Raw genomic sequence first — 10,359 nt, 5'->3', positions numbered from 1 at the left:
TCTTCTGGAGCCAATCGGAAACATTCCGCCTGCAGAGGCAGAAGAACAATACTACGCCATGCTGGACGCGCCAGCGATGGCCGCATAACTTAAACCAAACGGTCTCCGGCAAACCCGGGGCGGTTCAACACGATTTTCTGGGAGAACCTGGGGAAGGGAGAGGGGATGCTCAACCTCGCCGGGATCGACGTCCACAAATCGCTTCACGGGTTTCGCACCAACAGCGGGCAAGGTACGCAATACCAGGTGTCGTTTCATTGGACGGGTTCTGATGGGGAGCGTCGAAGCTCTGGATCCGGGCTGCCCCCGGCTGCCTTCAATCGAAGGAACGACGAGGCACGGGACTACGGACTACACGAATAACGAAGACTACTGGGTGATTCATGACTTGGAAATCAAACCGTTCAAGGAGGATGGCATCGAAGTCATAAGGGAATTCGAACGGCGCAACTGCGGTCCGCTGGAATCCAGTGAGATCGTTATATTCGAGAAGCTCGGGATTTCGACTGGCCGGCTAAACCAGTCTGTCCGCGAGGACAATTCCGTCACGGCGTTCGTGGGGGTCTGTGGACGGAAAGGCCCAGCCGTCTGAAGCCCGTTTCGTTCCTTTAGGTGCTCTTGTCGCCTCGCCAGTAGCTGTCGATGATATGCTGGCCGTTGTTGACGATACGCTGACCGATCTCCGGGTCGCCGCCTTGAAGAGTGTCGGGGTTGCCACCGCACAAACGGACGAATGCAACCTGCTGTACCGTGAACGTGAAGTAGTCCTTGCTGGTCGGCTCGAACTCTAGGCCTGCTTCCCGGAAGCCGCCCGCGACCTCGGCGGCCGCGTCGTCTATCGCTTTGAAGACCTTTTGCAACATCGCGCGCTCGGCGGCCTCCCGTATCACGAGATACTTGCGTTGTTCAGGCGTCGGGACGGCGCAGCTCTTATCGGTCATGTCATCTCCATCGATACGGTTGGCGATCTCGGCATCCGCTCTATCTCCCGATCACAGCATAGGAGGTGATAGATGAAGGTCCAAAAGTTCAGTTTTGCGGACGCCAAACTGGTCAAGTCGCCAGGTCAGGATGCCGAAATCTATGTCGGAAATCTGGTGGACGAGAAAAACGGCGGGCCTGTCACCATAGGTTACGGCCGCTATGCGCCTGGTCAATCGCTGACCGAGACCATGGCCGTCGACGACACGATGATTGTCTTGGAAGGTAGGCTCTCCGTATCCACGGGCGCTGGCACGGTGACGGCAGGGCCTGGCGACATTGTGTATATGCCCAAAGGCGAGTCGGTGACGATTACCACCGAAGGCGAGGGCGCGCTGACGGCGTACGTAACCTACCCGCATTGGGCCGAAGCTCACGATTAAGGTATTCCTGTCAGCTATCGGCGGACGAAGCTTTCACCACGTGGCCGAGAGCAATCGCACAAACGCGGTAACTCCGGTGCGTGCCTTGATCTTCGCGATCCGGTGTTCGATCGTCCTCGCGGACAATTCGAGCGCCATCCCGATTTCCCCTGCCGACAGGCCCTCCCGTGAAAGCTGTAGGATCGAGAGGTCGACGTCGTCATAGCGGGTCGGCTGCCCGGCACCCGAGATCGACTGAACCTCGTAGAAGAGTATGCACCATCGCCCCGTGCCTGAGGGGTCAGGCAGTACCAAACGGTCGCAGACAATCCTGATGCCGTAGACGGTCTCGTCAATCCGGCCGAACTCGGGTCGTCCTGAGGCTGTCACCATCCGACAGGGCCTGATGACGTGCTGTTCAGTTCCTAACGATGCCCATTCCGGCAAACTCGAAAGCTGGCGGTCCTGTTGCGCTTTCCTGGCGTCGAACAATGTCGTCGGAATCGAATAAGTGTGGACAAACCTGACCTGCCAATCCTGCGGAGTGTCCCGTGTCATGTCGACAATCAGAAGCGCCATGTTGACCCTGAACAGGTCTTGAACGGACCGACAAATGACGTGGGGAGAGATTTTCTTTCCGGCGTTAGTCAGCCAGGCGTCGGTCATTCGTCTCGAGAGGTCAGCAAAACGGAGATGCGTCCTCACCGGAGCGGCGTCCAAGCGCGGTCGGTAGACAGAAACGAACGGATTTGTCACGACAGACACGAAGACCTCGTTTCTTGCCTAAGTCTTTGCGATGCTTCATTTGAGCTAAAAATTGCCGACCCGAATGCAAGACCTGCGAAACCGTTCGTTTCTGTCAAGCCATTCTCGCGGGACGGAATTGGGAGGATTCGAAAGACAATGGCGAGGATCGGCTATGCGAGGGTCTCGACGATTGACCAGCACATGGACCTTCAGATGGACGCGCTCCGGGCAGCGGGATGCGAACGCATATTTGAAGACCTCGGTGTTTCTGGCGGTCGGGACAGGAGGGCAGGGCTCTCGGCGATGCTCAGGGTCTTAAGAAAGGGAGACGTCTTGATCGTCTGGCGGCTAGACAGGCTCGGCCGGTCGATTGGACACCTCATTTCCGTAATCGAAGGCCTGAAGCGGCGAGGCATCGCGTTTCTCTCGCTGACGGAGTGCATCGACACCTCGTCGGCGGGCGGAAAGCTGGTCTTCCATTTTCTCGCAGCACTTGCCGAATTTGAGAAATCCCTGATCCGAGAACGTACCATTGCCGGTATCAAGGCCGCGAAGGCACGGGGGCGATGTCCGGGGCGACCGCGCGCGCTGACGGATGAGCAGTGTGAGGAAGTCCGGACCGCCATCGGAGCCGGGACATCATTGCAGGACGTAGCTCGCAGATACAATGTCCACCCCAGAACCATTGTCCGCGGAATCGAGCGGCGGTAGCATGTCGTGCGTGGCGGACGTGCGATATCGGAATTGGGACAACATTCATGGACCATGAAATCGTTGCTTGGCGTCGTGATCTGCATGCCAACCCGGAACTCGGCTACGAGCTGCCTCGCACGGCATCCTTTGTGGCCGACAAACTGCGCGGCTTTGGCTGTGATGACGTGACCGAGGGAATCGGCAGGAGCGGCGTTGTCGGCGTTGTCCATGGCCGTAGCAGGTCGTCCGGGAAGGTGATCGGCCTGCGCGCGGACATGGATGCCCTTCCCATTCACGAAGCGACCGGACTTTCCTACGCCTCGAAGGTCGATGGCCGAATGCACGCATGTGGCCACGACGGCCACACGGCGATGCTTTTGGGGGCCGCAAAGAGCCTGGCAGAGACACGAAAGTTCGACGGCACGGCCGTTCTGATCTTCCAGCCGGCGGAGGAAGGGCAGGCGGGTGCCAGGGCGATGTGTGACGACGGCCTGATGACGCGGTGGGGGATTGAGAAGGTATTCGCCCTCCACAACGAGCCAGGCCTCGCGGTGGGCCACTTCGCTACCCGCACCGGGCCGTTCGGCGCAGCGGTCGCAAGTTTCCGAATAATCGTAGATGGCCAGACTGCCCACTCGGCAAGCCCGCAGGCTGGTGTTGACGCGCTGCTTCCCGCCGCCAACATCCTCATTGCCCTGCAAACGATCGTCGCCCGCAATGTCCATCCCCTGAAGAGCGGCGTGATCTCCTTCGGGTCATTCCAAGGAGGACAGCCCGGAGGTACCTTTGTTCGCTCAAGCGAGACGCGTGGGCTCGCCCGCTGGTTCGAGCCCGAGGTGCGGGATACCATGCAGCGGCGCATCATCGAGATAGCCGAGGGAATTGCATCATCCTATGGGGCAATTGCGACGGTCAGATTCAGAGGCTTGTATCCCGTGGTCGTCAACCATCCAGCCGAAACGGCGATGGCAGTGGAAGTCGCCCGGGCCGTCATGGGGTTCGATGCGGTTGACCCCGACCACCCGCAGCTCATGGGGTCCGAGGATTTCGCGTTCATGCTGGAACAACGGCCCGGCAACATCGCGCTGCTTGGCAACGGCAGCACGGCAGGTTTGCATGATCCCGCCTATGACTTCAACGATGCCGCGATACCATACGGTGTCGCCTACTGGACGCGATTGGTCGAGGTCGCAATGCCCTGCTGACCCGCTGAGAGTTCTCAGCTGAGGCGGGCGAACTTGTCGAGCAGATCGTCGAAATCTTTCGCAATGGGAGCGTAATAGCCGATCTCCGAAAGATATTCGATGGCTGCGTCTGCGGACTTGCCGTCGAGATCGTCGTGGGTGAGGCCGTGGAACAACTCGCCATCGGTATAGATGATTGTGCCCGCATGCTCGCCTTCGGTGATCTCGACGAGGGTGGAGAAATCGCCGCCGAGACCGACAACATGGGCGAACGGTGTGAGGTTGTAGTCGTGAAAGCCCATCTCCGGTGCGAGGGCTTCGAGATCGAAATAAGGATGGCCGTTGCCTATGCCGAACAGGGTGTTGATATCCGATAGGATGAAAGCATCGCGACGCTGGTCAGTAGGCAGTGCATCAATGCCATCGTGAGGAAGAGCGTAGTCCAGCCCGTTCTCCCGCATTAGGAAACGCCGGTATGCATCGGAGAAACGGACACCGTAGTCGCGCTCGTATGCGGCCAAGCGCTCCGCGTTCGCACCACCGTAACGTCCGACGACCAACCGGGATGCCACGAACTTCGAAAGGCTGTCCGACGGTCGGAAAGGCACAATGTTGTCGTTGCTCAGTGTGGCCTCCTGTCATGTTATTGGCTGTGTGATCCCCGGGCTTTCTAAATGTGACAGGAGGTCGCCTCGTCAAGGCAGCTTTCGTGCTGCCCGCCAATGAAGACGCCCGTCGCGGCCTTGGAGGAAGGGGAGGGTGCGCCATATCTCAACCTTTTGAAGACCGCGTGGCATTTGGGCCTTCGGGCGCAGGGAGATTGCCAATGATCGGAGAACTCGCTGATATATATCGTGCCTACCTGGATTGCCTCAATCGGCACGCGTGGGATAAGCTTGGCCGCTTCGTCGACGATGACGTACAGCACAACGGTCGGCTGCTAAGGTTATCGGGCTACCGGGAAATGCTGGTGAAGGATTTCGCAGATATTCCGGATTTGCACTTCAACATTCAACTGCTTGTCTGCGAGCCGCCGCGCCTTGCCGCCCGCCTTTCATTCGATTGCTCCCCGAAGGGCGAGTTCCTGGGCCTGAGCGTCAACGGACGTCGCGTGTTCTTTACGGAGAACGTCTTCTACGAGTTCACGGGATCGAAGATCAGTGCGGTATGGTCGGTAATCGACAAGTCCGCAATCGAGGCACAGCTCCCCGATTAGTGGGTCGGCCAGCCGCCTGCTTGGCCGAAGGGACTGGGTCGCTTCGCGGTGGCAGCGGCCGTCTGCACCCTGAACACCTTAGCGCGGCCTGGAGCAGCACCGGAAGCCTTCAACCCACGCCAGGAAGCGCTCAGGTTCAGAAACCGAGCTGTAGAGACAAAGTGTGGCATCTTTTCCGTGTTTCGCCGCTTCGGCACCCTGCTCAAAAGCCTGGAGCAGCCCCTCCGTAAGAACGGGCGAAAGATCGCCGTATTGTTTTTTGACGTATTCGTTGAAGACTTCTTTGCAGTGACATTCCAGCATTCCGCATACCACCCATCATTGCCGAAGGTTACCCATTTGCCAGCGCCCATTCTTGCGAACGAACCTGTACAGCAACTGAACGGGACTCAGGCCGCTGACATGGCTCCCGAGTAGGGGTAGCTCCTGAACAGGGATGGCCGATGGTTTTTGGCTATTTAACGCGGGTCAGTTTTTCGTGAGTAAGAGCGATTTCGAAATTTCCATCGGACAGTAACTCTACTAGATACCCATCGACCGTATAGTAAATCACCGTCAGTGGCGCATCGACAGTATCCGGATCAGATTGTCGCGTAGCCTTGATAACGGTCACCAAGGAACCGCTCTCGTTGGTGCAGCTAATAACTTGCTCTTGGGGATTTATCATGGGGCGTCCCCTTATCCATCGGGAACAAGCTTAGAGGGCGGTCCAATAGGGGGCAAGGGCGGCGTTTCCCTCTATTTCATCACTCAGATCGATCACGACGGCAAAGGTTAGCCAATGGGATGGGATGCACTCGCTCGGTGGGGAGAAGACGCGGTTCGCATCGAACCGCTGGCTGGTGGATCGGCCAACGACGTGTGGAGCGTTCGCGTCCACGGTCGGATCGCCGTCGGGCGTCTCGGCTCCAGGAGCGACGCTGATCTCGCATGGGAAACCGACCTGCTCCGATACCTCGACCGTGAAGGCATGACCGTTCCAGTACCGATCCGGACGACGGACGGTCGCCTGTTCGCGGACGGTCTGGTGGTGATGAAATACATGGAGGGCGGACCGCCCGAGACGAAGTCCGACTGGCGTCGCGTCGCCGAAGCGCTCCGGGAACTGCATCGATTGACACAGGGCTGGCCGCAGCGCCCAGGCTGGCGGTCGTCGATCGACCTCCTGCAGGCCGAGACCGGAACGAGGATCAACCTCGCCACGATGCCACCCGAGGGTGTTCTTCGATGTCGAGCAGCATGGGCTCGGCTCATCGGCCGTCAGACATGCATTGTCCACGGCAACCCGAATAACCCGGGAAACGTCCGCATGACCGCAGATCGGGTCGCGCTGATCGACTGGGATGAGTCCCACGTCGACGTCCCCGACCTTGACCTGGTGCTGCCCGCCAATGCCGCCGATCTCGACGATCGCGCGTATGACATCGCCGCGCAAGCGTCAGCCGCATGGGAGGCCGCCGTTTGCTGGAAGGATGACTACGCGGTCAAGCGTCTTGCCGAAGTTCGTGCGGTTCGATCAGTCTCGGTGGGGAGCGAGAAGGCAGTGGTGCAATCGTTTACCGCTCGTTCCAGCACGGTTGGTAAGGCGGAACGATAGAGATGTCGACACACACAATAACGCTGACGCCGATACTTATTCTAAATATCTACTTTTCCCTATCTGTGCTCGTATCATGCATTTTATCGTTTGTATTTCGAAAAAGATACAGAATGAAAATAAGGGATGTATACATAACATTATTCATGTCAGGATGTTATACTGCCGATATCATTTATCTCGATTTGATGCGCTATGTATACAATGGACTGAAATATACCATCGGCGGAGCGTTGTTCATATGGCCTCTTTTCTACATGTTGATGGCTGTGTCTCAGGCCGCGGTCAATTTCTTCAGGATAAGCAGGCATCGGGGGTTTAGTATCGCTTGTTTCTGTCTGGTGTTTGACTCCCTGGTCACATTGTTTCTGGTATACAGCTGAAGGAACCTGCTGAGGTCCGGAGGTAACGACATATACGCCGACTTGGATGTCGATGTTCTCCACGCTCAAGCGCGAATATCAAATTTGTGGCAGCCATATTGAGGATAAGCGAGAAGCTCTCGCAGGAGCTGTCGCCGGGGAATCAACGAATGAGACGTCAACGACACTCAACGGTTTAAGACGGCACCCTCGATGCGATAACGCCCAGCTGGTTGTCGAGCCACGCCAGCATTCTTGATTATTGCAAGTGGCGGGGACCCGAGAATGCCGCCGATCTCGGCGATGGCACGCATGACATCGTAGCGCAAGCGCCAGCCGCATGGGAGGCAGCCGTCTGCTGGAACTACGACTACGCGGTCAAGCGGCTTGCCGAAGTTCGGGCGGTCTGAGCAGTCTCGGTGGAGCGGCGGGTCGTATCATACAGGAACATCCGGCGACGGCATTGCGGCCAACGGGAGTCATTGCCGCAGTATCGGGATGTCGAAGACCAGCAGCCCAGCCTTTTCCAATTCGAGTTGCGCCACGACCCGATCGTACGGGTCGATCACGGCGGTAGGTCCCCACGACACCCGACGATCTCGCTCTCCGAAAATGTCCGATGAAACGAGCCAGAGACTATGCTCCTTGCATCTCTCGGCACGCACCATGTTGTGCACATCACGGTACTCTTCTGCTCGTTGGCGAGGCATCATGTTGTTCGCGAGACAGACGACCAATGTGCCACCTTGATCGGCGATCACCTTCGCCATGGCCGGGAAGTTCGCGGAATTAGGCAGCAAATGCCACAGAAACTTGAGTCGAATGTCAGGAGTCTACTCTTCCTGGTGCTGGGCCAGGAACTTCTCTGTCGCTGCGAGCATGAACTTGAGTGCTTCGATCGCCGCCGTTCCAACTTTTTCGCTCATGGGCGGGAAAGGAGACTGATAGGTGATAGTGTTTCGTGTTCGATGAAACCCCATTATTGCGGTACTGGCACCTTTTCGCACTTCATCGACTTCAATGACCATTAACGCGACCTGGAACGCTGTCTGCCTATGGCCGTCCGAACCCTCGGAGCGGACTCCTACCCGATTGAGAACCGCCAGGCTGAGCGAGTGCATTCCCTCGTATGCTAGCAGGAAACGCGAGCGCGTGGTTTCAGTCTTCTCCGCATCCGCGAGGTATTCCTTCGCGTAGATAACGTATTGACGCACGTCGTCCGCGATATAGTCGGTCCGCTTAAATGTTCCAATGCGGATTAGATTGTCGATGTTCTCCTGCCAACTCATGCCGCCGCTACCATAATACGAGGTTCACTGTTGATAGCGCGGATCACGCGATCAGACTGCAAGTCCTTCCACTCTGCCCGCGTGTGTAGATTGAGGTGGATGTCACGTCCAAGTTTGCCCTTGAGGTTTTCGATAGACTCGCCAAGCTCGAAGTAATCGACATCCCCCACGACCATGAGGTCGATATCGCTATCCGCCCTCTCATCCCCCCTTGCCATGGAGCCGAATACAAAGGCCGTTTCAATGTCTGGCGCAAATTTGGTCAACTCATCGGAGATCACGTCAGCCAGGCCAAAGGTCTTGAGGCAGATCGAACGTAGCTCGGCATAGATCGGGTGCTTCTTGTTAACGCTGTAGAGTCGCTGATTTCCTCTTGCTTCCCTCGTGACAAGGCCCGCCTTTTCGAAGCTATCGAGAATCCTTTGGGTCGCTCCGTTTCCGGGTCCTGCGATCCGAATGAGGTCAGAGACAGACAGTTGGCGCTCACCGTGCAGGATTAACGCACGCAGCACATTTTGTTGTCGCTCGGAAAGCAGAAAGTCGATGCTTGACATGATTTTACCCGCTTCTGGTAGGTTCTTACCAATTCTGGGTAGATATACCCATTTTCTAACGATTGTCAAACATTTTTAGCGTCTTACCAATTGCGGGTAAGATCACACCCAAATTGGGGCGTGCCCTTGTGTGATGAGGCCACTGTCTGATGCGCGGTCATCCACTCAGTGGCATTTGCTACCTAATTCCGGAAGTTCGTGTCGTAGCAGATGTTGACACCAAACGTCAGTCCTTCGACCGAGAACACAGGGGCTTCCGCACCTGGAGCGAAGAAACCCTCCGACTTGAGGAGATGTGTTTTTCGGTAAAACCCTTTGATCGCTCCACTCTGGATGACCGCTGCGGTGTTGAAGAGACTACCTGAACTTGCCTCGATCATGCCCAGGGCGACGACCATGTCCGTCAACGGCAGTCGAGCGACGATGGATTGAAATTCTGGTGAAGCGAGGTCTAGTGCAGATCGCCGGGCCCCGGCCTCGTCAAGCAGATATCCCTGTAAGAAGCATTCCGGGAAACAAAGCAATCGGACTCCACGAGCCGATGCCTCGGTGATGACCCCCGCGGCGTAGGATAGGGAAGCTTCAACATCTCCCCTGAATTCTGGCGTCTGCACGACGGCGATGCGGACGGTGTCCATGCCTCAGGTCCTTTCATCGTGAAGAATCAGTCGAACGCGACGCCACTAGTCCAGCGATCAACTGTCGTGGGTATGGGATATCGCTATCGGAGAGACGGATAACTTCCGTGATAGGTTAGGTTCGTGGTGGACCGAAGCTCAATCTCATCCTCACCGAATGCCGTCTGGTCCACAAGGACAAAGGTATTCGCGGATGTTCCGCTTTTCTCGATTTCGGTCACATCCGTGTCGTGTAGCCGAGACCGCAAATAGTCCCAATCCGGCTCTTGGCCGCTTTTCCATATGACTTCAATGAAATCGCTGTCGAGGCGGCGACCCAGTTCCGATTTGAGTGGCCAGACGGGATTGCGGTCCTGCCACGCGGCATACTCCTCGTCAGAAGCGTCGCCATTGGGTTCGGGTTCCCAATGAGGATGTCCGAATGCGGACGCATCTTCGTTGGCTTCGAACATCGCGGTGAAAACGTGTACTTTGGCTTCAGCGGACATTTTGGCTCCTTGTGTTAGTCCGTCCGACAGAAATAGTGCAAAATGTATGGGGCTGAGGCCACTTTATAGACCGCCGCCGCTCCGCGCCAACACCTTCCCCAGAACGGGCTCTCGCCCAGCCTAAGATTGACAGGCAACAAACCTTCTGCGAACAATTAGTCCTCGGTGGATACGACCTGCTGCTTGCGCCCCCTTGGGGTACGGTGAATGTATCGAGCCGCCTATGGCTCCCTTTGCCCGAACGAACG

At 57.1% G+C, this 10,359-nt stretch carries 15 protein-coding genes and 2 pseudogenes; 7 read left to right on the top strand and 10 right to left on the bottom strand.

The window, feature by feature from the left end:
• Nucleotides 1-271 precede the first annotated feature (271 nt).
• Nucleotides 272-592, top strand: a complete 321-nt coding sequence (locus C5J24_RS06745; RefSeq protein WP_105416509.1) for a hypothetical protein — start codon at nucleotides 272-274, stop codon at nucleotides 590-592.
• A gap of 16 nt (nucleotides 593-608) precedes the next feature.
• Here the strand turns inward: C5J24_RS06745 and C5J24_RS06740 are convergent, their stop codons facing one another.
• Nucleotides 609-941 carry a hypothetical protein gene (locus C5J24_RS06740; protein ID WP_105416507.1) on the bottom strand — a complete coding sequence of 111 codons (333 nt, stop codon included), beginning with the start codon at nucleotides 939-941 and terminating at the stop codon, nucleotides 609-611.
• Between the two features lie 72 nt (nucleotides 942-1,013).
• Here C5J24_RS06740 and C5J24_RS06735 point away from each other — a divergent pair, with 72 nt between their 5' ends.
• Entirely contained in the window at nucleotides 1,014-1,364 is a 351-nt protein-coding gene (locus C5J24_RS06735; RefSeq protein WP_105416505.1) for a cupin domain-containing protein, read from the top strand.
• Nucleotides 1,365-1,397: 33 nt separating this feature from the next.
• Here the strand turns inward: C5J24_RS06735 and C5J24_RS06730 are convergent, their stop codons facing one another.
• Complete coding sequence (locus tag C5J24_RS06730; protein WP_105416503.1) at nucleotides 1,398-2,009, bottom strand: hypothetical protein; 612 nt, start codon at nucleotides 2,007-2,009, stop codon at nucleotides 1,398-1,400.
• A 237-nt stretch (nucleotides 2,010-2,246) separates the two neighbouring features.
• On the opposite strand from C5J24_RS06730, the gene C5J24_RS06725 reads away from it, so the two are divergent.
• Complete coding sequence (locus tag C5J24_RS06725) at nucleotides 2,247-2,801, top strand: recombinase family protein (protein WP_105416501.1); 555 nt, start codon at nucleotides 2,247-2,249, stop codon at nucleotides 2,799-2,801.
• Nucleotides 2,802-2,848: 47 nt separating this feature from the next.
• Nucleotides 2,849-3,988, top strand: coding sequence for a M20 aminoacylase family protein (locus C5J24_RS06720; protein ID WP_105416499.1), 1,140 nt, complete (start codon nucleotides 2,849-2,851; stop codon nucleotides 3,986-3,988).
• Nucleotides 3,989-4,002: 14 nt separating this feature from the next.
• Here C5J24_RS06720 and C5J24_RS06715 read toward each other — a convergent pair whose 3' ends face one another.
• Nucleotides 4,003-4,527 carry an SMI1/KNR4 family protein gene (locus C5J24_RS06715; RefSeq protein ID WP_172723864.1) on the bottom strand — a complete coding sequence of 175 codons (525 nt, stop codon included), beginning with the start codon at nucleotides 4,525-4,527 and terminating at the stop codon, nucleotides 4,003-4,005.
• A 266-nt stretch (nucleotides 4,528-4,793) separates the two neighbouring features.
• On the opposite strand from C5J24_RS06715, the gene C5J24_RS06710 reads away from it, so the two are divergent.
• Nucleotides 4,794-5,183, top strand: a complete 390-nt coding sequence (locus C5J24_RS06710) for an ester cyclase (protein WP_105416495.1) — start codon at nucleotides 4,794-4,796, stop codon at nucleotides 5,181-5,183.
• Nucleotides 5,184-5,261: 78 nt separating this feature from the next.
• Here the strand turns inward: C5J24_RS06710 and C5J24_RS31775 are convergent, their stop codons facing one another.
• Both C5J24_RS31775 and C5J24_RS06700 read right to left on the bottom strand, forming a co-directional pair.
• Entirely contained in the window at nucleotides 5,262-5,486 is a 225-nt protein-coding gene (locus tag C5J24_RS31775; RefSeq protein ID WP_172723863.1) for a hypothetical protein, read from the bottom strand.
• A 151-nt stretch (nucleotides 5,487-5,637) separates the two neighbouring features.
• Nucleotides 5,638-5,850: a hypothetical protein gene (locus C5J24_RS06700; RefSeq protein ID WP_105416491.1), complete on the bottom strand. Its 213-nt coding sequence runs from the start codon at nucleotides 5,848-5,850 to the stop codon at nucleotides 5,638-5,640.
• 114 nt (nucleotides 5,851-5,964) lie between these two features.
• On the opposite strand from C5J24_RS06700, the pseudogene C5J24_RS06695 reads away from it, so the two are divergent.
• Both C5J24_RS06695 and C5J24_RS06685 read left to right on the top strand, forming a co-directional pair.
• Nucleotides 5,965-6,696 (top strand): annotated as a pseudogene (locus C5J24_RS06695) (phosphotransferase enzyme family protein); the annotation flags it as partial.
• Between the two features lie 724 nt (nucleotides 6,697-7,420).
• Nucleotides 7,421-7,552, top strand: a pseudogene (locus tag C5J24_RS06685) (aminoglycoside phosphotransferase); the annotation flags it as partial.
• 69 nt (nucleotides 7,553-7,621) lie between these two features.
• On the opposite strand, the gene C5J24_RS06680 reads toward C5J24_RS06685, so the two are convergent.
• The 5 genes from C5J24_RS06680 to C5J24_RS06660 form a co-directional block, all read right to left on the bottom strand.
• Entirely contained in the window at nucleotides 7,622-7,912 is a 291-nt protein-coding gene (locus tag C5J24_RS06680) for a hypothetical protein (RefSeq protein WP_052753933.1), read from the bottom strand.
• Between the two features lie 63 nt (nucleotides 7,913-7,975).
• On the bottom strand, nucleotides 7,976-8,431 hold the full coding sequence (locus tag C5J24_RS06675; protein WP_105416485.1) for a hypothetical protein: 456 nt from the start codon (nucleotides 8,429-8,431) through the stop codon (nucleotides 7,976-7,978).
• The gene (locus tag C5J24_RS06670) at nucleotides 8,428-8,985 is read right to left on the bottom strand and encodes a nucleotidyltransferase domain-containing protein (RefSeq protein WP_046625487.1); all 558 of its coding nucleotides are present in this window, start codon (nucleotides 8,983-8,985) and stop codon (nucleotides 8,428-8,430) included. Before C5J24_RS06670 ends, C5J24_RS06675 begins: the two co-directional genes overlap by 4 nt.
• Before the next feature lie 182 nt (nucleotides 8,986-9,167).
• The gene (locus tag C5J24_RS06665) at nucleotides 9,168-9,623 is read right to left on the bottom strand and encodes a carbon-nitrogen hydrolase family protein (RefSeq protein ID WP_105416483.1); all 456 of its coding nucleotides are present in this window, start codon (nucleotides 9,621-9,623) and stop codon (nucleotides 9,168-9,170) included.
• A gap of 83 nt (nucleotides 9,624-9,706) precedes the next feature.
• Nucleotides 9,707-10,111, bottom strand: a complete 405-nt coding sequence (locus tag C5J24_RS06660; protein ID WP_105416481.1) for a hypothetical protein — start codon at nucleotides 10,109-10,111, stop codon at nucleotides 9,707-9,709.
• Nucleotides 10,112-10,359 lie beyond the last annotated feature (248 nt).

This window comes from Neorhizobium sp. T25_27, from assembly GCF_002968565.1.
GTDB classification, from domain to species: Bacteria; Pseudomonadota; Alphaproteobacteria; order Rhizobiales; family Rhizobiaceae; genus Neorhizobium; species Neorhizobium tomejilense.
Note: the sequence above shows the minus strand (reverse complement) of the source record. Positions and strands in the feature narration are given on the sequence as shown.

Excerpts from the sequence above, each read along its gene's own strand:
- C5J24_RS06745 (WP_105416509.1), top strand. The coding sequence starts at position 272 with ATGGGGAGCGTCGAAGCTCTGGATCCGGGCTGCCCCCGGCTGCCTTCA.
- C5J24_RS06740 (WP_105416507.1), bottom strand. The coding sequence starts at position 941 with ATGACCGATAAGAGCTGCGCCGTCCCGACGCCTGAACAACGCAAGTAT.
- C5J24_RS06735 (WP_105416505.1), top strand. The coding sequence starts at position 1,014 with ATGAAGGTCCAAAAGTTCAGTTTTGCGGACGCCAAACTGGTCAAGTCG.
- C5J24_RS06730 (WP_105416503.1), bottom strand. The coding sequence starts at position 2,009 with ATGACCGACGCCTGGCTGACTAACGCCGGAAAGAAAATCTCTCCCCAC.
- C5J24_RS06725 (WP_105416501.1), top strand. The coding sequence starts at position 2,247 with ATGGCGAGGATCGGCTATGCGAGGGTCTCGACGATTGACCAGCACATG.
- C5J24_RS06720 (WP_105416499.1), top strand. The coding sequence starts at position 2,849 with ATGGACCATGAAATCGTTGCTTGGCGTCGTGATCTGCATGCCAACCCG.
- C5J24_RS06710 (WP_105416495.1), top strand. The coding sequence starts at position 4,794 with ATGATCGGAGAACTCGCTGATATATATCGTGCCTACCTGGATTGCCTC.
- C5J24_RS31775 (WP_172723863.1), bottom strand. The coding sequence starts at position 5,486 with ATGCTGGAATGTCACTGCAAAGAAGTCTTCAACGAATACGTCAAAAAA.
- C5J24_RS06700 (WP_105416491.1), bottom strand. The coding sequence starts at position 5,850 with ATGATAAATCCCCAAGAGCAAGTTATTAGCTGCACCAACGAGAGCGGT.
- C5J24_RS06680 (WP_052753933.1), bottom strand. The coding sequence starts at position 7,912 with ATGGCGAAGGTGATCGCCGATCAAGGTGGCACATTGGTCGTCTGTCTC.
- C5J24_RS06675 (WP_105416485.1), bottom strand. The coding sequence starts at position 8,431 with ATGAGTTGGCAGGAGAACATCGACAATCTAATCCGCATTGGAACATTT.
- C5J24_RS06670 (WP_046625487.1), bottom strand. The coding sequence starts at position 8,985 with ATGTCAAGCATCGACTTTCTGCTTTCCGAGCGACAACAAAATGTGCTG.
- C5J24_RS06665 (WP_105416483.1), bottom strand. The coding sequence starts at position 9,623 with ATGGACACCGTCCGCATCGCCGTCGTGCAGACGCCAGAATTCAGGGGA.
- C5J24_RS06660 (WP_105416481.1), bottom strand. The coding sequence starts at position 10,111 with ATGTCCGCTGAAGCCAAAGTACACGTTTTCACCGCGATGTTCGAAGCC.